At 35.5% G+C, this 26006-nt stretch carries 20 protein-coding genes; 7 read left to right on the forward strand and 13 right to left on the reverse strand.

The features are described 5' to 3' along the window. Positions 1-23: 23 nt before the first annotated feature. From MUA87_RS10480 to nrdI, 6 genes are all read right to left on the reverse strand, one after another. Positions 24-782: an iron ABC transporter ATP-binding protein gene (locus MUA87_RS10480; RefSeq protein ID WP_002481527.1), complete on the reverse strand. Its 759-nt coding sequence runs from the start codon at positions 780-782 to the stop codon at positions 24-26. Then, positions 782-1741 carry an iron chelate uptake ABC transporter family permease subunit gene (locus tag MUA87_RS10485; protein WP_002481526.1) on the reverse strand — a complete coding sequence of 320 codons (960 nt, stop codon included), beginning with the start codon at positions 1739-1741 and terminating at the stop codon, positions 782-784. The genes MUA87_RS10480 and MUA87_RS10485 overlap by 1 nt, the downstream gene beginning before the upstream one ends. After that, positions 1731-2687, reverse strand: coding sequence for an ABC transporter permease (locus tag MUA87_RS10490; RefSeq protein ID WP_262551400.1), 957 nt, complete (start codon positions 2685-2687; stop codon positions 1731-1733). Before MUA87_RS10490 ends, MUA87_RS10485 begins: the two co-directional genes overlap by 11 nt. Before the next feature lie 317 nt (positions 2688-3004). Beyond that, positions 3005-3979, reverse strand: a complete 975-nt coding sequence (nrdF, locus tag MUA87_RS10495) for a class 1b ribonucleoside-diphosphate reductase subunit beta (protein WP_002481524.1) — start codon at positions 3977-3979, stop codon at positions 3005-3007. A 112-nt stretch (positions 3980-4091) separates the two neighbouring features. After that, positions 4092-6197 (reverse strand): class 1b ribonucleoside-diphosphate reductase subunit alpha, encoded by a 2106-nt coding sequence (gene nrdE, locus MUA87_RS10500; RefSeq protein WP_023015386.1) that lies wholly within the window; start codon positions 6195-6197, stop codon positions 4092-4094. Then, complete coding sequence (nrdI, locus tag MUA87_RS10505) at positions 6160-6561, reverse strand: class Ib ribonucleoside-diphosphate reductase assembly flavoprotein NrdI (protein ID WP_023015387.1); 402 nt, start codon at positions 6559-6561, stop codon at positions 6160-6162. The genes nrdE and nrdI overlap by 38 nt, the downstream gene beginning before the upstream one ends. Positions 6562-7445: 884 nt before the next feature. Between nrdI and MUA87_RS10510 the strand changes: the two genes are divergently transcribed. The 4 genes from MUA87_RS10510 (at position 7446) to MUA87_RS10525 (ending at position 12342) form a co-directional block, all read left to right on the forward strand. Then, the gene (locus MUA87_RS10510; protein WP_002481521.1) at positions 7446-8333 is read left to right on the forward strand and encodes a DMT family transporter; all 888 of its coding nucleotides are present in this window, start codon (positions 7446-7448) and stop codon (positions 8331-8333) included. A 2-nt stretch (positions 8334-8335) separates the two neighbouring features. Next, entirely contained in the window at positions 8336-8839 is a 504-nt protein-coding gene (gene queF, locus MUA87_RS10515) for a preQ(1) synthase (protein WP_002481520.1), read from the forward strand. A gap of 182 nt (positions 8840-9021) precedes the next feature. Next, the gene (locus MUA87_RS10520; RefSeq protein ID WP_002481519.1) at positions 9022-10545 is read left to right on the forward strand and encodes a peptide MFS transporter; all 1524 of its coding nucleotides are present in this window, start codon (positions 9022-9024) and stop codon (positions 10543-10545) included. Between the two features lie 294 nt (positions 10546-10839). Further along, positions 10840-12342, forward strand: a complete 1503-nt coding sequence (locus MUA87_RS10525) for a peptide MFS transporter (RefSeq protein ID WP_002481518.1) — start codon at positions 10840-10842, stop codon at positions 12340-12342. Between the two features lie 126 nt (positions 12343-12468). On the opposite strand, the gene MUA87_RS10530 is transcribed toward MUA87_RS10525, so the two are convergent. Further along, entirely contained in the window at positions 12469-13005 is a 537-nt protein-coding gene (locus MUA87_RS10530) for a 5' nucleotidase, NT5C type (RefSeq protein WP_002481517.1), read from the reverse strand. 141 nt (positions 13006-13146) lie between these two features. Then, a complete protein-coding gene (gene hisC / locus MUA87_RS10535; RefSeq protein ID WP_262550752.1) occupies positions 13147-14211 on the reverse strand; it encodes a histidinol-phosphate transaminase in 1065 nt (354 codons plus the stop codon). Positions 14212-14485: 274 nt separating this feature from the next. Between hisC and MUA87_RS10540 the strand changes: the two genes are divergently transcribed. Genes MUA87_RS10540 through bioA form a run of 3 tightly spaced genes read left to right on the forward strand, consistent with a single transcriptional unit; the run spans position 14486 to position 17041 of the window. Continuing rightward, the gene (locus MUA87_RS10540) at positions 14486-15049 is read left to right on the forward strand and encodes a biotin transporter BioY (protein WP_023015391.1); all 564 of its coding nucleotides are present in this window, start codon (positions 14486-14488) and stop codon (positions 15047-15049) included. After that, positions 15030-15701: a dethiobiotin synthase gene (bioD, locus tag MUA87_RS10545; protein ID WP_023015392.1), complete on the forward strand. Its 672-nt coding sequence runs from the start codon at positions 15030-15032 to the stop codon at positions 15699-15701. The genes MUA87_RS10540 and bioD overlap by 20 nt, the downstream gene beginning before the upstream one ends. Then, positions 15698-17041: an adenosylmethionine--8-amino-7-oxononanoate transaminase gene (bioA, locus tag MUA87_RS10550; protein WP_023015393.1), complete on the forward strand. Its 1344-nt coding sequence runs from the start codon at positions 15698-15700 to the stop codon at positions 17039-17041. The genes bioD and bioA overlap by 4 nt, the downstream gene beginning before the upstream one ends. Positions 17042-17163: 122 nt before the next feature. On the opposite strand, the gene MUA87_RS10555 is transcribed toward bioA, so the two are convergent. From MUA87_RS10555 to ltaS, 5 genes are all read right to left on the reverse strand, one after another. After that, positions 17164-18678 carry an ABC transporter permease/substrate-binding protein gene (locus tag MUA87_RS10555; protein WP_057510199.1) on the reverse strand — a complete coding sequence of 505 codons (1515 nt, stop codon included), beginning with the start codon at positions 18676-18678 and terminating at the stop codon, positions 17164-17166. Next, complete coding sequence (locus MUA87_RS10560) at positions 18675-19631, reverse strand: ABC transporter ATP-binding protein (protein WP_002481514.1); 957 nt, start codon at positions 19629-19631, stop codon at positions 18675-18677. Before MUA87_RS10560 ends, MUA87_RS10555 begins: the two co-directional genes overlap by 4 nt. Positions 19632-19728: 97 nt before the next feature. Further along, entirely contained in the window at positions 19729-21507 is a 1779-nt protein-coding gene (recQ, locus tag MUA87_RS10565) for a DNA helicase RecQ (RefSeq protein ID WP_262550759.1), read from the reverse strand. A 74-nt stretch (positions 21508-21581) separates the two neighbouring features. Next, positions 21582-23390 carry an ABC-F family ATP-binding cassette domain-containing protein gene (locus MUA87_RS10570; RefSeq protein WP_394372013.1) on the reverse strand — a complete coding sequence of 603 codons (1809 nt, stop codon included), beginning with the start codon at positions 23388-23390 and terminating at the stop codon, positions 21582-21584. Positions 23391-23614: 224 nt separating this feature from the next. After that, entirely contained in the window at positions 23615-25561 is a 1947-nt protein-coding gene (ltaS, locus tag MUA87_RS10575) for a polyglycerol-phosphate lipoteichoic acid synthase LtaS (protein WP_002481511.1), read from the reverse strand. Positions 25562-26006: the final 445 nt, after the last annotated feature.

A 26006-nucleotide genomic window follows, 5' to 3' on the forward strand; every position in this document is an offset into this window, starting at 1 on the left:
CACCCCTTTCAAATGGTCAGTGCTTAACTATAATATAGGCAAATTCTTTGGCCTCTGATGCATTCGATATCGACATCCATGTCATAAAGATGTCTTAAGATGCTTGGTTGAATAACTTCGTCTCGTTCACTCGCTTTGACGATTTCGCCATCTTTCATCGCAATTACATCATCTGAATAACTAGACGCAAAGTTGATATCGTGTAATACAATTACAATTGTTTTGCCATGTTCTCGTGTTAGCTTTCTCAATGTTTTCATAATTTCTACTGAATATTTCATGTCTAGATTATTCAGCGGTTCGTCTAATAAGATGCATTCTGTATCTTGTGCGATTGTCATCGCAATATAAGCACGTTGACGTTGACCACCTGAAAGTGTTTTAAGATTACGATCTCTGATTTCTTGTAGTTGGAGTAAATCTAAAGCTTCATTGATTTTTTCTTTATCTGTATCGTCTAATCGGCCTTTAGAGTATGGGAAGCGACCGAATGCGACTAATTGTTCGACTGTAATATTTAGTTCCGTATGATTCGTTTGTTTTAAAACTGAAAGCTTCTTCGCAATTTCATTACTTGTAAATGCGCCAATACCTTCGTGTTCAAGTTCTATAGAACCTGTATCTATATCCATTAAACGGCTGACCGCAGATAATAAGGTACTTTTACCTGCCCCGTTTGGACCTATTAATGACGTCAAACGTCCTTTACGAATTTCTACGTTAATATCTTTAAGAATCGGTTTATCATGAATCGTTTTATTTAAATCTTGAACTTGTATCATCATGAATTTCTCCTTTTAATCAATAAGTATACGAAGTAACTTCCTCCGATTAAGTTGATGAGGATACTTACTTCTGTCGTGGCTTCAAATAAATGTTCTACAATCCATTCTGCAGTAAATAAGCTGATCCAGCTTAAAAATATTGTCGCAGGTAATAAGTATTTATGTTCATATGTTTTCATGACTTCATGCGCAATGTTCACAGTTAATAACCCTAAGAATGTAATCGGACCAACAAGCGCTGTAGCGATTGAAGTTAATAACGCGACCATAATCATTAATAAACGTGTCATTCGTGTATAGTTGACACCTAAGTTCAATGCCTGTGCTTTCCCTAATAGTAATACGTCTAAATAAGGCAAGATTTTAATTGTAATTAAAATTAGAATAACTAAGACAATGCTGCTGATGGCAACTAATTTTGAGTTCGATGCATTAAAGTTCGCAAACATTGAACTTTGTACAGCTAAGAAATCTTCAGGGTTGATTACGAGTTCGATAAAGCCAGTGATACTTCTAAAGAATGTACCTAAAATCACACCGATTAATAAGATAAAGTACACTGAGAAGTTACCGTATTTAAAAACACCCTGGAATAGAATGAGTGCGAATATAATCATTGCGACTAATGTTAACGCAAAGTTGAGATAAATATTTGTCACTGCCATTGATTGAATACCAAAGATAAAGACTAAGACAACTTTGACAAACATATAGACCGCATCTAATCCCATCATAGACGGTGTTAATAATCGGTTGACTGTAATCGCTTGGAATATAATGACAGAGGTACCAATCGCTGCACCGACTAAAATCATTAAAATCAGTTTCCTGATTCGACTTTGTATCTGATACGCAAAGATATCAAAGTCAATGCCTAACAAGAGATATAAAATACCTGTTACCACAACTACACCCAATAATATAAATAATCTGATATTACTTTGTTTATGACTCATAGTTGCGACTCCCTTTAAATAACATTACTAAGAAAATTAATGTCCCGAAGACACCGATAGTCAATCCGATATTGATTTCATATGGATAAACAATCACACGTCCTAAGATGTCGGACACCAATACAAAAATCGCACCTAAGACTGCAGTGTGCGGCAAGGCATTTTTTAAATGGTCTCCTCTATAGATAGACACAATATTCGGCACAATTAAGCCTAAGAACGGTAAAGTACCAACTGTCACAACGACTAATGCGGTCATTGTTGCAGTAATCGTTAAGCCGAACATCATAATTCGATCGTAGTTGACTCCTAAGTTATGGCTGAAGTCTTTACCCATACCAGCAATAGTGAAATAGTTGGCAAAAATATACGTAACAATAAGCAATGGGATGCTTAAATATAAGACTTCATATCGACCGCTTGTGATAATCGCAAAGTTACCGTTCAACCAGTTCCCAATACTTTGCAGTGCATTCGTCCTTAATGCCACAAACGTTGTTAAACTAGATATAATACCGCCAATCATAATACCGAGTAACGGCACGAATATAACATCTTTAAAACGTATAATTTGAATCAATTTCATAAAGAAGAATGTTCCGCCGATACTAAGTACCATAGCGAATAACAGCTTAATTAAAATATGCGCTTGCGGAAAGAAGATTAATGAGATGAGGATCCCTAGTTTCGCCCACTCCATCGTCCCTGCAGTTGTCGGACTGACGAACTTGTTTTGCATCATCTGTTGCATAATCAGTCCAGCCAGTGCTAAAGAACTGCCTGAAATGATAATACTGACTGTTCTTGGAATACGGCTCGAAACAAGTATATTTTGCTGATTTGCGGTTAAATGAAAAATTTGTGTAATAGAAAGCTGACTAACGCCCACAAACAATGAAAGGATAGTCAAAAATATAAAAAGAATTAATAAAACTGGAAAGCGCATGAGTTGTTTAATCATTTGAAACTCCTATCCCCTCTAAAAACAATTAATGATTAACTGTAACTGATAATCATTTTCACTTACTTTCTATCGTATCAGTTTCTCCCGTTTTATCAATGCTTTTCAAACATTTTCAGGAAAATTCTTTTACAAATATAGGCTATTCCCTGAGATAGAATGTATTTTTTCTCTCTTTATTTCGATTAACTCTTTTGCTTCAACATATTTTATTTTCAATTATATTTTTTTAAATCAAAAAAAGAGCAATGACTTCAAACTGTTTTCACAGTCAGAATCAATGCTCTTCAAAATGATATTATTTATTTTTCATCATCAAAAATAAAGTCTTCATCACGTAATGCTTCTACGTTTAACGCTAACGTATAACCGTCACCTTTAACTGAGAAGAAGTCATGGTTTTTCGTTGACGTATCTAATGCGTTTTCGATAATTGGGTTGAATTCGCGTTCTTCGAAATAAGGTTCAAAACCTAAGTTCGATAATGCTTTGTTTCCGTTATAACGTACATAGTTCAATACATCATCTGTTAAACCAATTTGGTCATATAGTGAATGTGTATAAGAAACTTCGTTTTTGTATAACTCATCTAATAGTTTATACATTTCTTGATCTGCACGTTGTTTTTCATTTTCTGAAAGTTCATTACGCATGTGTTGCGCATCTAAACCAGTGAACACACCGTGGATAGACTCGTCTAATAAAATCTTACGGATGATTTCACCAGATGTTGTCATACGACCTTGTCCAGCAAGATAAAGTGGATAGTAGAATCCAGAATAGAATAAGAATGTTTCTAAGAACACACTAGATACACGTGCCATATATTGGTCATATACTGATGCATCTTTTCTCCATAATTTATGATAGTTACCCACAATTTTATCTGATTTGAATTTTAAATGTGGTTCTTCAAGTACCCATGTATCTAAAAGATAGTTTGTCTCACTAGATGGTAATAATGTTGTGAAAATGTGAGAATAACTTTTCGCATGGATTTGTTCCATCATACCCATAAATGAGTAGACAGCTTTTTTACGTAAATCTTTTGTATGCATCATGACTAAAGGCATGCCGTCATCAGCTTGATGTGTATCTAAACCTGTTAAACCTGCAAGTGCCTTCTTAAATGTATCTTGTTCTTCTGGTGTTAATGTTTTCCAACTCGCAATATCTTTAGAAACTTTAAATTCAGTTTCTACCCACATTTGGGAGATGTTTTGTCGCCAAAACATGTTTGTCATATCTTCTTGCGTGTTCCAATTGACAGCAATCATCAAAGTGCATTTCCCCATTCTTGATTTTTAATTTTACTCGTTCAAATTCCGTTTAAAAAATTTATATGTTTAGAGGAACAACCTCATTAGGATTGTTCCTTGATAGGCTTCATTAGATTGCGCAGCTTGTACATTCTTCTACGCTTAATAATTTGTTACGTGTATAATAAAGTGATTTTAGACCTTTATGATGTGCATAGACATATAAACGTGCTAATTCACGTGTAGAGATTTCTGAGTTAACGTAAAGGATTGTTGAGATACCTTGGTCAACGTGTTGTTGAATTGTTGCTACTAAATCAATTAAACGCATTTGATCTGTATTGAATGCTGATTTGTAGTACCACATTGTTTGTGGTGATAAGAATGGCATTGGATAGAATGTTTCTGCGTTGCCATACGTACGACGTTCGATTTGGTCAACAATCGGCATTACTGAACTTGTTGCGTTTTGCACGTAAGAAATACTTTGTGTTGGCGCAATCGCAAGACGATAAGCATGATATAAACCATATTGCTTAACATCTTCTGCTAAAGCTTTCCAATCTTCTGCAGTAGGGATTTCTAAACCTTCAAATAAAGGTTTAACTTTTTCGTATTCAGGCACGATATCCGCTTCTGTATACTTTTCAAAGTATTTACCGCTCGCATAATCTGATTTCTCGAATTCTTTATAAGCTTCGCCGCGTTCTTTCGCAATTTGCATTGAACGCTCGATTGAGTAATAGTTCATCATCATGAAGAACACATTTGCGAAGTCTTTTGCTTCTTCAGATTCATAACCGATTTGGTTCTTCGCAAGGTAACCATGCAAGTTCATAACACCTAAACCAACAGAGTGCAATTCACTGTTTGCTTTACGTACACCTGGTGCGTTTTGGATGTTTGCTTCGTCACTTACAACTGTTAAAGCATCCATACCTGTGTGTACAGAATCTCTGAATTTACCTGATTCCATCACATTGACAATGTTTAATGAACCTAAGTTACATGAAATGTCACGTTTGATTTCATCTTCCACACCATAGTCATTGATAATAGATGTTTCTTGTAATTGGAAGATTTCAGTACATAAGTTACTCATTTTGATTTGTCCAATGTTTGAGTTGGCATGTACTTTGTTTGCGTTATCTTTAAACATTAAATAAGGATAACCTGATTGTAATTGTGTTTGAGCAATTGTATTTAACATTTCACGTGCATCTTTTTTACGTTTTAAGACATTCGGATTTTCGACCATTTCATCATAGTATTTATCAAGATCGATATCATCTAATGTTACACCGTATTCATTGTAAACTGTGTGTGGTGCGAACATGTAGAAGTCTTTACCTTCTTTTGCAAGTTCAAAGAATTTAGCAGGTACGATTAAACCTGTAGAAATTGTTGCTAGACGAAGGTCTTCATCTGCGTTTACTTTTTTCGTATCTAAGAATTCTTCAACATCATAGTGGAAGATGTTTAGGTAAACAGCACCAGCACCTGGTCTTTGACCTAATTGGTCTGCGTAACTGAAGCCGCCTTCAAGTGATTTTGCTACAGGTAAGACACCTTTTGCGACACCTTTGATTCCTTTGATTGCTTCACCACGTGCACGAAGTTTAGATAAGTTGATTGCGACACCGCCGCCGATTTTACTTAATTGTTTCGCTGTTGAATCAATAAAGTTGATAGAATTTAAGCTGTCATCTACTTCTAATAAGAAACATGATACAAGCTCACCTCTACGGGCACGGCCTGCGTTTAAGAATGTTGGTGTTGCAGGTTGGTAACGTTGTTCAATCATAGATGAAATAAATTGTTTTGCTTGCGCTTTGTCACCATCTGCTAAATAAAGTGCGACAATAGTCACGTGTTGTGTATAGTCTTCTAAATATTGTTTTTTATCGTTTGTTTTTAATGCATAATCTTTAAAGAATTTACTTGCTGACATATAGCTCGCAAATGTAAATGGAATACTGCGTGCATATTCAGTAATTTCTTTTAAGTCTTCTTCACTATATGTTTGGAATACATCTACATAGAAATCATTATCTACAAGATAGTGCAAACGTTCGATTTCTGAATCGAAATAAATCGTATGATCTTTGATTTCTTCTAAATAAACTTCTAGCGCTTCTTGGTCTTTTTCTAAGCTGAAGAAACCATTTTCTTTACGCTTTGTAACCTCATTATTTAACTCAATATGATTGTATTGCTTTTCGTTCATAGTCTTCATATAAATGCCCCACCTTATCTTTAAACTCTTCTACGTCTTTCTTTGTACCTTGTACTTCAAATTTCATTAATAGCGGAACGAGATATTCTCGAGAAATGGTCTCGCTGGCTTTCGCAAAGTTTTGACCCCAGTTACGGTTACCACTGCCAACCACTGCTCTGATCATGTTTCCGTTATGACTTAAAAATGTTTTGACAACATCTGGCACTTCTCCAAAGCCGATTGTACTAGTGACCAATACATAAGGCTCATCCAAGCGCACATCCGCGCAGTTATCATTTGTAATCTCTAAAGTGTCCTCAAATTCAGTTCTTGCAACAAATCGTCTCACGTTACCAGTAAATGAAAAATATACTACCTTCATTGAATCACCCGCTTTCTTACAAAGAACGCGCTTAATCGTCACATAGCGTCATGCACATATTATTCATAATTAAAAAACATGCCAGGCTGCCGTACTGGTATTGCTGTTTCTAAAAAGAAGTTGTGACTGCTGCATGTTTTAGTTTATTTCGATATGTTAAATGCATTGCTCCCTGCCACTACATATTGTGTTGGTAATCAGTTAACCGAGTATTCCTTCACAATACTCTTGTCCAAATAAGTACAATTACTCATATTTCTATTTGCTTAGACATGACTTGTCATCACAACTTTGAACACGATTTCTCAACTATACAGAACATATTGGTTAAACCCCTAACCAATCTGTTCATCTTGCAAATTCTGTGTGAAATTGCCTTAAAATAGTGAAATATAATTTTCTTATTTTTGGACTCGACCACAATATATAGTGTTAGGTTCCGTTCTTCAATACTATATTATGTGATTCATTATACCGAACACCTATTATAATTTCAAAGAGATTCACCCGCTAAAATTTTCTTTAAATTTGTCAAAATTGATGAAAGTAGCGTCATCTCTATGCTTGGCGTTCTTAAATTTTTCCAAAAATCATTTTAAAATAAATAATTGTAATTTTGCTCTTGATTTTTTGAGAATTTGTGTACCGCTTGTTATCACAAGATTTCGCTGATTTGCGTCATGAAAGGCTTAACACAATTTATTCATAAACACAAAATAATCATTCCTTTCAGTTAGTGACGTGTCATTTAATCCAATAGATAGAACGTACGTTCGGTTTATAGTATACCATGTTCATTTTCTTTAGCAAGTCTATATAGGCACTTATTTCTATATATGCTAAGATGATATACGTTAAGTTTTGAGGAAAGTTGAGGAAAGTATATGGATCCAAAAATAAAAGGAATCATTGCGATACTTGTTTCAGCTATAGGATTCAGCTTTATGTCCCTATTTTTCAGACTTGCTGGTGATTTACCCGTCTTCCAGAAGTCACTCGCTAGAAACTTAGTCGCAATGCTCATCCCACTGTATTTCTTATATAAATACAAACAACCCATGTTTGGTAAATTAAGCAGTCAGCCCTTATTAATTGCACGTTCAACCCTTGGTTTAATCGGTGTCTTATTCAACATTTACGCTATAGACCATATGCTGTTAAGTGACGCAGATACATTGATGAAGCTTAATCCTTTCTGGACGATTTTACTCAGTATGATTTTCTTGCATGAGAAAATCCGTAAATATCAAATTACAGCGATGTTAGTCGCAATTGTCGGTATGTTATTTGTTGTACAACCGCAATTCTCTTCAGAAATGATTCCAGCTATCGTCGGATTATTCTCAGGTATCTTCGCCGCATCAGCTTATACTTGTGTACGTGCATTAAGTACAAGAGAAGCACCTTATACGATTGTCTTTTACTTCTCTTTCTTCTCAATTATTGCTTTAATTCCATTCGTTATCTTTACGTATGTACCGATGTCAGGCCTACAAATGATTTATTTAGTAGGTGCCGGCTTATCAGCTGCTGTCGGTCAAATCGGAATTACACTCGCATATAGTTTTGCACCTGCAAAAGACATTTCAATCTTTACGTATGCTTCCATTATCTTTACAGCATTAATGGGTATCATCATTTTCGGAGAATCACCGGATTTATATGCTACACTAGGTTATGTCATTATTATCAGTGCCAGCTACTATATGTTCGAAAAAGCACGCAGACAAAGCAGAAAACCAGTACAATCGTCTCATAGAGGAGGAAAATAAATATGTCACAACAAGGCAGAAGCAAAGAAGATTTAGAAGATCTTACATTGCTTGGTAATCAAAATAACCAATATGACTTTAATTATCGTCCAGATGTGTTAGAGTCTTTCGATAATAAACATCAAGGACGCGACTACTTTGTAAAATTCAATTGCCCTGAATTTACATCATTATGTCCGATTACAGGCCAACCAGATTTCGCTACTATCTACATTTCATATATTCCGAATATCAAAATGGTAGAATCTAAATCATTGAAACTTTATTTATTCAGTTTTAGAAATCATGGTGATTTCCACGAAGATTGTATGAATATTATTATGAATGACTTAATTGAATTAATGGATCCGCATTATATTGAAGTTTGGGGTAAATTCACGCCACGCGGCGGTATTTCTATCGACCCTTATACAAACTATGGCCGTCCTGATTCTAAGTATGAAAAAATGGCTGAATATCGCATGATGAATCACGATTTATATCCAGAAACGATAGATAATAGATAATTGCAGATTTATTTGAAGAACAACCTGATTAAATTCGGGTTGTTTTTTATTTTGTGGGAAGCGGATACATAACTTTTTATTACAAAAAATGTAAAAGGTAGCTTCATTAATTTTCAGAATTTTCTTGTATATACACTTTTAATAGCTTAAAATTATTTTAAGTCATTCTTAGGGGGAAATTTATGAACAAGAAACAATATACACGCGAAGAAGTTATTCAAAGCACACCACGAACTGGTTTCTTTGGTCATCCGAAGGGATTAAGCACCTTATTCTTTACTGAGTTTTGGGAGAGATTCAGTTACTATGGTATGAAAGCTATTTTAGTTTACTACCTGTATTATTCTGTGGCTAAAGGCGGATTCGGATTAGATGAGTCTGTAGCCATGCAGATTGTTGCTTTATACGGAACGTTAATCTATATGTCTGGGGTTATCGGGGGCTGGATTGCTGACCGTATCACAGGAACACAACACGCTGTGTTCTTCGGCGGTATTCTCATTATGTTCGGTCATATTATTTTAAGTTTACCGGGCAGCCTAACCGCCGTTATGATTGCTTTATTACTCTTGATTATCGGGACAGGTTTGTTAAAACCAAACATTTCTACAACAGTCGGCGAATTATACGATAAAAATGACAACCGCGTTGATGCAGCCTTCACTATTTTCTACATGGGGATTAACTTAGGTGCTTTAATTTCACCTATTTTAACTGGTTACTTACAAACACGTGTTGGTTTCCATGCTGGTTTTGCAACAGCAGCTGTCGGGATGTTTATCGGTTTAGTTGTTTACTGGTCTAAACGTAAAAAGTATTTAAATTTAGCAGGGTTATCTGTACATAATCCATTAACTAAAGAAGATACTAAGAAATTCTCTTTAATTGCTTTAGCAATCGTCGCAGCGTTTGCCATTTATTTAATCGTTTTAAAGTCATTCAATGCATTAACAATTGAAAACTTCAGTTTATTAGTTACATTTATCGGAATTGCTTTACCAATTTACATTGTAGTTTACATGCTTGTCAGCAAGAAAGTGACACCAGAAGAAAAATCTCGTGTCGGCAGTTATGTACCGTTATACATCACTTCTGTAGCTTTCTGGATGATCCAAGAGCAAGGTTCTACAATCTTGGCAAACTTTGCAGATAAGAAAACAGAATTAAGCTTAGCTAAATTAACAGGCGGCGCGATTCATTTCGATATTCCAGCTGCTTGGTTCCAATCATTGAACCCTATCTTTATCGTAGCGTTAGCACCACTCTTTGCGATGTTATGGGTCAAACTCGGCAAACACAACCCACCTACTGTCATTAAATTCGCATTAGGTGCCATCATCGGTGGGGTTTCATATTTAATCATGGTCGTTCCTTTAGCTGGCGGATTAGCACCTGGAGAACTGATTCACCCTATCTGGTTAGTCTTAAGCTTCTTATTAATCACAATCGGTGAGTTATGTATCTCACCTGTCGGTCTAGCTACTACGACAAAACTTGCGCCATATGCCTTTACAGCACAAATGATGAGCTTATGGATGTTAAGTAATGCGACTGCACAAGGTCTGAATGCACAGCTAGTTGTTGTATACGCTAAAATGGATTCAGGTCAATACTTCTTATACTCTGGTTTACTGACACTAGCTATCGGGGTATTGCTTGTGATTATTTCACCATTTGTACGTCGTGCAATGAAAGGTATTCACTAATACAAAATCGAACAAATTTAGTCTGAAATCTCTCAGAGGTTTCAGACTTTTTCTATGGTCAATTTTTCACTTTCACTTTTTTGCCATATTTCAATCTGCATACCTTCTTTAGTTAAAATCTTCTCAAATTACGCCTTTTCTTCTAATTAAGCTTGATTAATCATGTTTTATATCTTATTCTTTTCAGAAAATTGTTAATATTTTTATTTTTAGAAAATTATTGAAACTCTCTTTTTTACATAGTAGAATCGAATATAATCCACTCCGTTATAGGATAGAAAGGTCGGGGTTAGTTTGCAGAACAATTTACATCAAAAGCATGTCCAAGAAATACCACAGAAAGGGTTCTTTGGACATCCAAAAGGATTAGGAGTCCTCTTCTTCGTAGAATTTTGGGAGAGATTCAGCTATTACGGAATGCGTGCACTCTTAATCTTTTACATGTTCTTCGCTATTAAAGATGGCGGATTAGGCATGGATAAAACGACTGCACAGTCAGTCATGTCAGTATATGGGTCACTGATCTTTATGACCAGTGTACTTGGCGGCTGGGTCGCAGATAGAATCACAGGTACACGCAGAGCGACAATGTATGGTGCTATTTTAATTATTATCGGTCATGTTTTCTTAAGCTTGCCGTTAGCACAAACAGGACTATTCATTTCAATGTTCTTTATCATCGTAGGTTCAGGACTTATGAAACCGAATATCTCTAATATTGTAGGTCGCTTGTATCCTGAAAACGATAAACGTATCGATTCAGGGTTTGTTATTTTCTACATGTCCGTAAACATGGGTGCCCTTGCTGCACCATTAATTTTAGACCAATTCTCTAAAGGTCATATGTTCCACCAAGGTTTCTTAATCGCAGCAATCGGTATGACACTCGCATTGGTTATTTATCTTTTATTCAACAGACGTAACTTAGGTAACGTTGGTTCAGCGCCGACAAACCCATTGAACGCAGTTGAAAAAAAACGTTATTCAATGATTACAGGTATTGTAGTCGTAGTCATCGCACTTGTATTAATCATCACTGGTTTAACAGGTACATTATCATTCAACTTAGTCAGCACAACTGTCTTAATCTTAGGTATTGCCTTACCAGTCTCTTACTTTACAACTATGATCAGAAGTAAAGAAGTTACAGATGATGAACGCTCACGTGTTATTTCATTTATTCCGTTATTCATTATCGGGGTAATTTTCTGGTCTATCCAGGAACAAGGTTCTAACGTTTTAAATATCTACGCATTTACAGGCACAGATATGAAATTGAATTTATTCGGTTGGACAACTGATTTTGGTAAAACATACTTCCAATCAATCAACCCATTATTCATTGTATTATTTGCGCCAGTATTGTCTTATGTTTGGAAGAAAATGGGAGATCGTCAACCAAGCCTTGCGACTAAATTTATTTGGGGTGCTTGGTTAGCAGGTATTTCATACATCTTAGTGGCGGTAGTCATGATGACTTCTGGCGGCAGCACAGTATCCGTAAACTGGGTCATTCTGTCATACATCATTTGCGTAGTCGGTGAGCTTTGCTTATCACCAACAGGCAGCAGTGCCGCAGTAAAATTAGCACCAAAAGCTTTCAACTCTCAAATGATGAGCTTATGGTTATTAACAAACGCTACTGCACAAGCCATTAACGGAACACTTGTTAAATTAATCGAACCGTTAGGCTATCAAAACTACTTCTTATTCCTAGGAGTTCTAGCAGTAGTTATCGGCTTAATCGCATTTATGTTTGTACCAAAGATTATTAAAGGTATGCGCGGCATACGTTAACACATAAAAGAATCATCAAATGCTATTCAAAATAGTGGTTTGATGTTTCTTTTTTTATGTCATTACTTAATTCAACTATAAATGTAGAATAAGAAAAAGACGGGCGACCCCGTCTGTAAAATTTGCTTATTTATTTCCTAAGAAATATTGTTCAACTTCTTTCCAGTTATTGACACGATCGAAGTCTTTATTGTGGATGTTATGTTGTGCTGTATACATCACTGGTTTCCCTGTAAAGCGTGCAAGTTGTCTTGGATTGTCATCGATTAAATAATCTGCTTTGACAATATTCTTTCTACCGCAGAAGACAAATTGTTGCGGATCTAAGAATGGGAAGTGTACTCTTAACCATTCATATTTTTCATGGAATGAAGTCGGCACATCCATTGCGGCTGTTGCAATATAAATATCATAGTGTTCAGCTAACTTCTTCACCACTTCTTGTGAATCTTTAATAACTTCTAAATTCTTAAAGAATCCTGGTTGTTTTAATACTTCATCAAGTACCCCTTCATGTTCAGGCATAAAGTGACGTAGTTTATTTCCATCTAATAACGCCTCTTTAATACCTAAATCTGTGCGTTTATTCACTTCTTCAATCAATGCTTTGATTGTATCCGCTAAAACTTCATCCATATCAATCGCTATTGATTCTCTCTTCATTACTGATAGCAACTTCCTTTCCTTTTCTTCTCTTCGAGTATAGCATATTTATTTTATAGAGTTGTGAAGTCTGATTTGAAAATATGTAAAGTAAAAACAAGTATCAACACGGAATTATGTTGATACTTGTTTTGTTATCGATTATGCTTCAAAATCAAAGTCTTTAAGCACTTCGATCATTTTATCATTTTGTTCTGGGAAGCCAATGGTAATACGTACACCAATTGGGAACTCACGCGTAATACATCCGACTTTTAATAACGCTTTATATAAGTCATGCGGACGTTTCGTATTCACAAAGACAAAGTTCGTTTGGCTGTCAAAGAAATATTTGCTTTCTGGAATTTCAAAGAATTTTGCACGTTCCTCAGCATTTTTTTGTTGAATGTCTTTTAAGTAATCTTGATCTTGATATGCTGCGACTGCCGCATATTCTGATAAGCGCCCTACGTTAAACGGTGGACGAATAATATTATAGTTATGAATTGCTTCTTCAGTCGCAATGATATAACCGACTCTTAGACCTGCTAGACCATATGCTTTAGAGAACGTACGCATTAAGAACGCATTTGGAAAACGTTCTTGTAACTTTAATGTATCTGGGAAATCTTCCGCAGTCACAAATTCAAAGTATGCTTCATCAACTAAAACTGGAATATGACTTGGCACTTTTTCTAAGAACGCTTCTAAATCATCATGTGTCACATATGTGCCTGTCGGGTTATTTGGATTACAAATCCATACTAATGCAGTGTCTTCATCAATCGCTTCTAAAATACCATCTAAATCGAATTGACCATTAGATTTTAAAGGTACTTGCACGACCTCTGCCGCTTCCACAATCGCATTATGATAATACTGACCAAATGTCGCTTGGCTCGTCACAATCTTATCTCCAGGCGTTAATACCGCACGAGAAATCATTAAGATAACCTCATCTAAGCCAGCTCCAAATAAAATACGATTCTCATCAATACCTAACCCTTTCGCAATTTCCTTGCGTAATGTCGGTACACCTGTTTCAGGATAATACAACACTTCATCTACATGCGCTTTAATCGCTTCTTTCGCTTTAGGTGAAGGACCATATAAGTTTTCATTTGATGCTAGTTTATGTAATTCAATGTCTAAACCGAATTCTTCTTTTAACGCTCTTGGTGATAAGCCTGGTTGATACGCTGAGAGCTGTTTAATTTGTTCTTTCATAGATACATCTGCCTCCCATATTTTGCCTTCTAATAATTTTGAATTTACTGATAATTATATTTATCAATTATAGTGGATTTCTTTGTCCTTGTAAACCTCATTATATCAAGGGTTCATAGTATATTAATATCTTGAATATTTCTAGACGTCTCCCAGTGTTGATATTATTCTTTTACTCCTTAAAAATAGCACCAGGTTTTAAATGTTAACTTAAATATATTTATAGTTTACATTTAAAGTGTTAAGTACTATTATAATTTTGGAGGTGAACATCATGAACACAAGAGAACTCGTTCTTATCAGTCTTTTTACTGCTTTAACCATTATTTCGAGTATGCTGCATTTTACACTAGGTCCTATTCCCTTTTCGTTGCAAATAGTGACCGTCTTTATAGTGGCACATCTATTCAGTGTTAAAGTCGCTTTTTGGAGCCAAGCACTTTATGTCATTATGGGACTTTTAGGTTTACCGGTTTTCGCTAGTGGCGGAGGACTCTTTTATGTGTTGAAACCTACATTTGGATTTTTAATCGGCTTTGTCATTGCAGCATGGATCATGGCATGGTTTAAAGAACGCTCAGAAAAAACAAGTATTTCTAATATCTTTATCATTAATATTGTAGGAACAGTCGTCATCTACATATTTGGATGTATATATTTTTATTTGATTATGAACTTTGTGGCGCATACTCCTATCACAATCAATCATATTTTTACCGGTATCGTCCTGCTTAGCGGCCCTGGCGATATTATTTTGAGCGGTGTTTCAGCAATTTTAATTCTTAGATTAGAAAAAGTTATGAAAGGAAGCGGACGATTTGAAACTCTTCATCACTAGTACAGGTACTGATGTGGGAAAAACTTATGTGACATTATTGCTTTATCAAGCTTTAACAAAAGCTGGATATAATGTCGGTATTTTCAAACCGTTTCAAACGGAGGAACAAGCTAACGGCGTTTACCCTGATTTAGAGGCTTATCTGAATATAAGTGGCTTATCTTATGATGAGACGTCAATGTATACCTTTCATGAAGCTGTATCACCACATCTTGGATTTAAATTGGAAATAAAGCAAAAATTGAAGCGAGAAGCAGTCATCAATAAAGCCAATGATTTGAACCAAAAATACGATGTGCTTTTAATTGAAGGGGCTGGAGGCTTAGGTGTTCCAATTTATGAAGATGAACATTATTTTTATATGACAGAAGATTTAATCAAAGATACTGCTGATCAAGTCTTGAGTATTGTTCCATCTAAACTTGGTGCAATAAGCGACATCATTATGCATCAATACTATTTAGAACAACATCAATTATCAGATAACATTTTAGTCATGAATCGTTTTGCAGAAGATATGATTTCACAAGATAACCACACAACCTTAGAACATTATTTAAATCGTGACATTTACACTTTAAAAGAGAACGCAACAGCAACAGATATACCCAAAACGTTAATACAATCATTGATAGAAGGAGTAGACACATGAATAAAAAAACACTTTTCCAAGAAGACCATGATTATGTTTGGCATCCCTTTACACAAATGGGCGTATATTCAGAATCAGAACAAATTATTATTGAACGTGGAAACGGCAGTTATTTATACGATATAGATGGTAAACCCTATCTAGATGGTTACGCTTCTTTATGGGTCAACGTACATGGACATAACAACGAAAAGTTAAACCGCGCTATTACGGAACAGCTTGGGAAAATTGCGCACTCAACATTACTTGGTTCCTCTAATGTACCATCTATCGAACTAGCAAAACGTCTAGTTGAAATAACACCAAGTAATTTACGTAAAGTATTCTATTCAGATACAGGCAGTGCTTCAGTGGAAATTGCGATAAAGATGGCTTATCAGTATTGGAAAAACATCGATGCTGAAAAGTATGCTTCAAAGAAGAAGTTCTTAACACTAAAAAATAGTTATCATGGAGATACTATTGGTGCAGTCAGCGTAGGTGGTATTGATACCTTTCATGCAATATTCAAAGATTTAATTTTTGAAAATATACAAGTCGGCTGTCCATCTTTATTTAAATCAGACTATGATACTGAGTCTGAACTGGTAGAAAGTATCACTAAAGAAATTCGTCATATTTTAGAACAGCAACAAGACGAAATTTGTGGTTTTATCGTAGAACCTTTAATTCAAGGAGCAACTGGTTTATATGCACAACCTGTTCAATTTTTAAAAGAAGTTGAAAAATTATGTCGCGAGTACAATATTTTATTAATTGTAGATGAAGTTGCAACCGGCTTTGGACGTACAGGAACTATGTTTGCTTGTGAACGTGCAGACGTCAATCCAGATATTATGTGTCTAGCAAAAGGGATAACTGGCGGTTATCTTCCACTTGCCGCAACATTGACTTCACAAGCTATTTACGATGCATTTCTAAGTAATAGTCATGGCAAAAAAACATTCTTTCACGGACACACATATACTGGAAATCAAGTGACGTGTGCTGCAGCTATTGCTAATTTGAAATTATTTGAAGAAACTAAACTCATTGACCATATAAAAGTTACTTCTGCCTTGTTGAACCAAGAGTTAGAAGCTCTAAATGTTCTCTCTTATGTCGGAAATGTACGAGGATACGGCTTAATGTATGGTGTGGAACTCGTGAACCCTGATCAACCAGTTGAACCATTAGCCATTCCGACTGTAGAACGTATTATTCAAACTTGTAAAGATAACGGGTTGATGATTCGCAATTTAGAAAATGTTATTACTTTTGTCCCTGTATTAAATATGAGCGAACATGAGATTAAAAAGATGATAGACATATTCAAAAATGCACTCAATCAAGTAATGTAGGTATATGCAGCAATTAAATACAGTTTTATCAATTTATACTCTCACCATTAGATAGTGGGAGTATTTTATTCCCACTAAAAAAAGAAAGCCTGAGTTAAAATACCCAGACTTTCTTATTCATATTACTTAACTAAATTGTGTTTCTCTAAATACTCTTTCGCCACATGATACGGATCTTCATCTTTCACTGTGACTTTGTAGTTCATTTCTTGCATTTCTTCATCAGTGATTTTACCTGCTAATTTATTGAGCGGTTTAATGATTTCAGGATGTTCTTTGAGATATTTCTCTTTAAACATCGGTGCACCTTGATATGGCGGGAAGACGTGTTTGTCATCTTCTAAAATGACCATATCGTATTGTTTCAACTCTGCATCTGTTGAATAAGCATCAATTAAATTGATGTCACCTTTTTCAACAGCTTGATAACGTAATTTCGGTTCCATTGTACGAACTTTATTAAAGTTTAAATCATATGCTTTAGAAATGGCTTTATAACCGTCAGGACGGTCGTTAAATTCTAAAGTGAAACCAGGTTTGATATCATCTTCAACTTTTTGTAAATCACCAATTGTTTTCAATCCGTGTTTCTTCGCAAAGTCACGCTTCACAGCTAATGTGTAAGTGTTGTTGTATTTCATCGGTTTCAACATCGTCATGTTTTCTTTTTTCTCTAGACTTTGTTTTGCCTGTTCGTACACTTTAGCTTCTTCTTTGGATTTCAGTGGTTCTTTAGTTAATTCACCTAAAACTGTTCCTGTAAATTCTAAATAGCCATCAATATCGCCAGATTTTAAAGCATTGAATAAGAATGATGTTTTACCCATGCCATCTTTAACATCCACTGTGTTGTCTGTTTCTTCTTCGATTAAAATCTTATACATATTCGTAATGATTGATGGTTCTGAACCAAGCTTGCCGGCAATCGTGATTTTATCGCCTTTGCCGCCTAACATTGGGATAACAATGACAAGTGCTACAACTAACACGATAGTGCCTAAAGTAATCAACAATTTCTTATATGATAGTTTCTGCAAGAAACGTAAGGCTAAGTCAAAGACAATCGCCAAAATAGCAGCTGGAATCGCACCTAATAAAATTAACGAACTGTTGTTACGGTCGATACCTAATAGGATTAAATCACCCAGGCCGCCTGCACCGATTAATGCTGCAAGTGTTGCAGTACCAATGATTAACACCATTGCAGTACGAATACCTGCCATAATAATCGGCATCGCAATCGGCAACTCAACTTTCGTCAAACGACGTCCAGGTTTCATTCCGATACCTTTCGCTGCTTCAACAAGAGACGGATCAACTTCCTTAATACCAGTATATGTATTGCGTAGAATTGGCAGTAACGCATATACAACTAATGCAATAATCGCTGGCACTGTTCCAATACCAAACAATGGAATCATTAGTCCTAATAAAGCTAGTGAAGGAATCGTCTGCATCACAGCGGCAACGTTGATGACCGCTTCAGAAAAATGCTTTGTTTTCGTCAGTAAGATACCAAGCGGTACTCCGATTAAACAAGCAATTAACAATGCGATAAAGGAAATTTGCATATGTTCTAACAGCGTGCTCAGCAATTCCCCTTTTCGCTCTGAGAATGTTTGAAAGAATGCATTCATGATACGTCACCTCTCTTACTTTGAGCTAAAAACTTAAAGACATCTTCTCGTGTTAAGAGATGGTGTTGATCATGTTGTTTAATTACGACACTAGGATAGTGTGTTAAATCTTCATATACCTTGTTTAAAGGTGTATCTGGCAACAACACCGGTAAATCATTTGGTGTATCAACTGTTTTAAGTTGTTTGCCTTGCAGAAGTTTTTCAAGCGTTAAGTGAGACGTATCCGCATGGTCATATTGATTAATAAACTGTCTCACAAAATCATTCTTAGGATGTTGCATAAAGCCATCAGGTGTATCGATTTGTTCTACACGTCCATCATTAAATAAACAAATGCGATCTGCTAATTTCATCGCTTCATTAATATCATGTGTCACAAAGACAATGGTTTTTCTGATTTTAGCTTGCAGCTCAATCAAATCTTCTTGTAAATTCGTACGACTGATTGGATCTAAGGCACTAAATGGTTCGTCCATTAAAATCACTGGCGGATCTGCAGCTAATGCACGTACAACACCGACACGTTGACGTTGTCCGCCTGATAATTCATCTGGTTTGCGATCGCGATATGTATCAGGATCTAGATTCACCATCTCAAGCAACTCATCAATACGCTTGTCTATCTTAGCTTTGTCCCAACCTTTCATTTGCGGTACTTGCGCAATGTTTTCCTTAACCGTCATATGCGGAAATAACGCGATTTGTTGAAGGACATACCCCATATCCCAACGCATTTCATAAACAGGAAAATCACTGATTGGTTTACCTTTGAAATAAATATAGCCTTTCGTTAAGGGGATCAATCTGTTAATCATCTTTAATGTTGTTGTTTTACCACTGCCGGAAGGACCAATTAAAACGAAGAACTCACCTTCTTCAATGTTAAAACTGACATCTTCGACAGCCATTTTATTACCGTATTGCTTCGAAACGTTTTTTAACTCAATCATGCATAGGTCACCCACATTCTATTTCTATTTTAAAAAAGAACAGCAAGCTCACACTATCGTTAGCACAGTGAAACTTGCTGTTCTGTATTTAAATCTATTAAACTTGCGCTTTATAATTATGAATCGTTTCAATAAATTGAGGACAGTAATGTTTCAATTTATAACTACCGACACCGTCAATCGCAATCATTTCCTGTTTAGATTCAGGTTTACGTTTGGCGAATTCTTCAAGTGTAAAATCAGTAAAAATGCTAATCGGTGCTACATTTAATTTCTCGCTGAGTTCTTGTCTGACTTGTACTAATGCGTCAAACAATGCTCTATCGACACCTTCAATAGTATTGATATTGACTTTTTCACGAGATTTTTTCTTGAATGGTACAGTATAAATTTTTAAATCCTCACTTAGTATTTGCTTAACCTTTTTATCACAAGTTAAAACCTCATCATTTTCGTTTAAGAAGCCTTTGAAGCGCAATTCATCAATTAAATGACTACATTCTGATGTCGTATACTCTTTCATAATACCGAAAGTTGATAATTTGTCATATTGGTTATACTTGATGTAATCAGACAACTCGCCTCTCAGCACTTGAATAATCACACCATAAGTCTCTTGTTGACCCATACGCACCACACAACTGATGATTTTCTTCGCTTCATTCGTCATATCATACGTTTTATTTTCATTACGACAATTACTGCAGCGGCCACATTCTTCTAATTTTTCATTTGGCTCGAAATAATGAACCAATGTAGCTTCTAGACACTTTTTTGTTTTGGTATATTGAATCATCTTATTGAGCTTCTCGCCCATTTTTTCTTTATAGTCATCATCACCCTTAGAAGATGAAATAAAGAATTGATGCAGATTAATATCACGTTCACTAAACAGTAAGATACATTCACTTGTTAAGCCATCACGTCCTGCACGTCCAGCTTCTTGATAATAAGATTCTAAATCTCCTGGCATATTGTAATGAATGACATATCTCACGTTAGATTTATCAATCCCCATACCAAACGCATTCGTCGCAATTACAACTTTAATGCGATCAAAGACAAAATCATTTTGTGCTTCATCACGCTCTTTATTCGTTAAACCTGCATGATAAATGGCACTGCTGATATTTTGATCTTCAAATACTTGTTGAAGTTCTTCAACTTGTTTTCTTGTTGAACAATAAATAATCCCTGCTTGTTGTTTGTGTGCCTTTACATAATCCATCACAAATTTTTGCCTCTGATATGTCGGATTGACTTTAAAGACTAAATTAGGACGTTTGATACTTGTTTTTACTCGGTTCGCACCTGAGATATGCAGGCGTTCCATAATATCTTTTTGTACTTCAACAGTAGCTGTTGCGGTTAAAGCAGCAATCGCAAAGTCCTGCGGCAAGCAAAGGACTTTATCAATGACTTGTTGGTAACTTGGTCTGAAATCATGTCCCCACTTAGAAATACAGTGTGCTTCATCAAAAGCAACTAAGTGAATATCTAATCCGAATAGCAACTGCATAAATTGACGATTCTCAAAACGTTCAGGCGCCGCGTATAAGAATTGAATCTTACCTTGACGTAAATCTTCTTCAATCGCTCGTTGTTCTTTTTGCGATAAGCTGCTGTTTAAAAATGCAGCGTTAATGCCCATCGCTTTTAATTGATCGACTTGGTCTTTCATTAATGAAATTAATGGGCTGATCACAATTGTCACGCCGCCCATTATCAGTCCAGGCACTTGATAACATAATGATTTACCGCCGCCAGTAGGTAATACCCCTACCACATTCTTTTTGTCTAGTATTTTGGAAATAATCTCCCTTTGTCCTGGACGGAAATCTTTATATCCAAAATAATGCGATAATGTCGTTTCCATAAAATTGACCCCTTATTGTTCTTTTAATTCTTCTAATTCGCTCCATCGTGTCATGTCTTCTTCATATTGTGATTCTAATGCTTCTTTTCAGTATTCAGTTCTTGAATTTTCGCATAATCATCACTTGCGTCTACCATCTCTTGTTCAATCACTTCTAGACGCGCTTCAGTCTCTTCAATACGTTCCATAATCGTATCGTATTCACGTTTTTCTTTATAAGACAATCCCTTACGTTGTCTTTCTTTTTGAACTTTTGGTTGAGCTTTAGCAACTGCTTGTTGTTTCTCTTGTTCTTGCTTATAAGCTTCATAGTCTTCAAAGCTTCCAATAACACGCTCAATTTGACCGTCATGCACATACCAATATTCCTGTGCAACTTTATTTAAGAAATAGCGATCATGGCTGACAGTAATAACTGTGCCGCCGAAAGTTGCGATATAGTCCTCAAGAATAGTTAGCGTTTCAGTATCTAAGTCATTTGTCGGCTCATCAAGCAACAATACATTCGGTTGATGAACCAATAATCTTAGTAAATACAAGCGTTTTTGTTCGCCACCGGAAAGTTTATATACTTTTTTACCGTGTGTAGCACTTGGGAATAAGAAACGCTCTAACAATTGTGTTACTGACACCGTCGTACCATCTTTTTCTTTCGCAACTTCACTTTCTTCTCTTAAGAAATCTATCACACGGATATCTCTATCTAAACGTTCATCCGTTTGTTTAAAGTAAGCTGTTTTGACTGTTTGGCCGATTTTCAGTTCTCCACTGAAGTCAGTATCTTCACCAGCAAGGATATTTAACAACGTCGTTTTGCCTGCACCGTTAGGTCCGACAATCCCGATTTGTTGACCGTTTTGTATGATTTGCGTCACATGTTCAAATAACGTTTTATCCGCAATGCTTTTAGATACATCATCTAGTTCAAAGACTTGTTTACCTAAACGAGAATGCGCTAGGTTCAATTGTCCGCTTTCACGTGTCGTTTGATTTTTTACTTGTGATTCTAAATCACTAAAGCGATTAATACGTGCTTGTTGTTTTGTTGTTCTTGCTTTAGCACCTGCACGCATCCAAGCAAGTTCTTGTTTATATAAAGCACGTGCTTTTTGGTTTTGTTGCTGCTCTATTTGTTCATTCTCCGCACGCATCGCAATATAGTCTTCATAGTTACCTGGATAAGTCGTTAATTTGCCTCTATCCAATTCAATAATGCGTGTTGAAACTTCATTTAAGAAATAACGATCATGCGTTACAAACAACACAGTATGCGGATATTGTTTTACGTAGTTGATCAACCATTTTATTGAATCGAAATCTAAATGGTTGGTCGGTTCATCTAGTAATAATAAGTCTGGCTGTTCAATTAATGTTTTTGCTAAAATGACACGTTTTTGTTGGCCGCCTGATAACGCTTTAACCGATACAGATGTATCATGAATACCGAGTTTAGATAAAATCGTTTTAACTTCTGCACTATAGTCCCATGCTTCTGCTTGGTCCATCGCCTCTTGCATTTTCATCATGTGGTTTAAGTTTTGGTCATTTTGCGTTTGGCTATACTCTTGTACTGCTTTTTCATAGTCTCTGATTAACTTCACCGTATCTGTATCTGCACTCAAAACTTCTTCCAGCACTGTTCTGTCTTTCGTTAAATCTTGCTTTTGAGAAGAATAACGAATGCGATAATCATTCGGACAATTCACTTCTGCTTCAAAGTCATCATCCAGCCCTGCGATGACTTTTAGTAATGTACTTTTACCTGTACCGTTAATCCCTACAAGTCCGATACGTTCATGTGCTGAAACAGATAAGTGCAAGTCATCAAAAATCACTTTATCTGCATAGGATTTATGTAAATGTTCAATTTTATACGCTTCCATGTCATGCCTCCACTTATGTTCAGTCCGTTCATTTAATTGAGTTTTCAACCTTTATCTCAATTTTCAGTTCTATATATTATACACCCTTTGCACGTCAAAAGATACTGTTACAGGTTCATCTTAAGCGGATAATTGTGTAAGTTTTGTAAAGGTTCGCACCAAAAAAATACAGCGGGCAAATCCATAAGAGGATTCACCCGCTGTTGAAACGACTAAGTCATTGTTTATTTTTTCTGAGAACCTTTAGGTCCTGTTTTATATTGATATTTAGATGGATTTACTTTGTCGAAATCCGGATTTTTGTAGAATCTGAATAAGTCACCATTAAGAACACTGTCGCTCATTTCTAAGTCTTTTTCAACTTGTTGTTTATTTTTCTCTAAGTCAGCAGGTTCTTTTTCTAATGGTTCATTTGTTTTATTATCAAATGCTCTACCATTCACATATTTATATTCAGGTGTAATAAAGTCACCGTTTCTGAATGGTACGACTTGTTTATGATCCTTAGATAATAAATCTGTACCTAACATTAAGAAGTTCTTAGTATCGATACCTTCTAAGTGAAGTAATGTCGGCATTACGTCGATTTGTCCACCGTAAGTGTTGTCAACGCCGCCTTCTTTACCAGGCACTTTCATCCATAAACCAGTACGGTTCAAGTCCATAAATTTCGCTGGTGTAATTTCTTCACCTAATAATTTTTCCATTGCTTTGTTATGGTTTTCAGAAATACCATAGTGGTCACCGTAGATGACAATCACTGAGTCATCATAGATACCTTTTTTCTTCAATTCGTTGATATATTCTTCTAAAGCACTATCCATGTAGTTCGCTGTTTGTACATAGCCATCTACTGTCGCATCGCCAGTGTTAGGCTTTTCAATTCCCGCTTCATCTGGTGATAATGTGAATGGATAATGGTTTGTCAATGTAATCAAGTGTGAATAGAATGGTTTTTTCATTTTAGATTGATATTCTGCTGATTCTTTAAAGAACGGTTTATCTTTCAATCCTAAGTTTTCAATGTTTTCAGGACTCATATCGTAGTAAGTCGCATCGTAGAATTTATCAATACCGAAATGTTTGTAAACTTGATCACGGTTCCAGAATGTTTTGTAGTCACCGTGCATAACGTTGCTTGTGTAGCCGCGTTTTTGATCAAGAATTGCTGGTAATGATTGATACGTATTAGAACCTTTCAATGAGTACGCTGAACCTTGTGGTAAACCATACAAGCTGTTATCCATTGTGAATTCCGCATCTGATGTTTTACCTTGTCCAGTTTGGTGGAAGAAGTTTGGATAATATTTATAACCTTCTTGTCCTGAAGACAATTTGTTAAGGAAAGGTGTCACTTCTTTACCATTGACTTTTTTGTTAATCAAGAAAGTTTGGAAACTTTCTAAATGAATTTTAATAATATTTTTCTTTTTACCTGCACCGTAGTATTCCGGATTAGGTTCTACTTCTGCTTGTCTTTGTTTTGTGTAGTTCAATACTTTTGTTAAATCATCTTCAGAAGCCATTGCTTTCTCTTGATGGTTTTGAATTGATTTCACACCATCATAAACTGTGAAGTTATATGGTCCAAGATATTTAACTAAGTATTTATGGTCGAATGTACGAGTTAATAATTCAGGACGATCTGTTTCTGCAAATGCTAAGTTCAAGAAGAACAAAGCAACTGAAACTGCCATTACGACTGGAACAAATTTCTTGCTGAAAGTACGTGTATCTAACCATTTTGATTTAAAGATCAAAATAAACAGATAGATAATTGTATCTAAGAAATACACGAAATCATACCATTTGAATGACGCAGATACTGCGCCTCCCATAGACTCAACGTTACCTACTTGGTTTAAAGTACTGAATGTTAAAAAGTCTGAGAAGAATCTAAAGTAAACAACGTTTGCATAAAGCAAGAAAGTTAATAAGAATCCGCCGATGAGCATAAACCAAAACGCCTTCTTACCTTTAAAGAACAAGAATACGCTAAGTATTAATGCGAGTAAGCTGTATGGATTCATTAACAAAATTAAATTTTGGACTAATCCCTTAACTCCTAAAGAAAAATCAACATAATAAGCAAAATAGGTCTTCAAACTAACTGTTAAAACAGTGAGTAAGAAAAAGACAAAAATGCTTATTTTCTTTTTCTGCAGACTCATGTGTGTCTCCCCCGTTATTGTTATTTAGTATTCAATCAATCATCAAACAGTACCATTTCCTGTCTACTTTTTAATGTTTCTTATAGAAAAGATTGCTGCTCAATGGCCAATCAATTAAAAGCGAAGCAGTCTCGTGCTGCTTCTTATCTCTGTATTTTCAATAATTGCGTCATTTTTCATTTAAATTGCTCTAATTTATATTCATCAAAAATTTACATTGCCTACTTCTTTGTAACACTATTGTAACAAAAATTACGTAGTACAGTAACTAAATATAGAACATTTCACACGACATTTCAAGCGAAAACCTATCCAAAATTGACATATTACACTATATTTTTTTCTATGTTAATTTATTGCTAAGAAAAGATAAAATGCTTTCATCATGCATGTTAAGCTTGTTCACTTTTATTTTGAATTCGCGTTAATATTATAAAATTATACA

This window comes from Staphylococcus simulans (genome assembly GCF_025561465.1).
Classification (GTDB): domain Bacteria; phylum Bacillota; class Bacilli; order Staphylococcales; family Staphylococcaceae; genus Staphylococcus; species Staphylococcus simulans.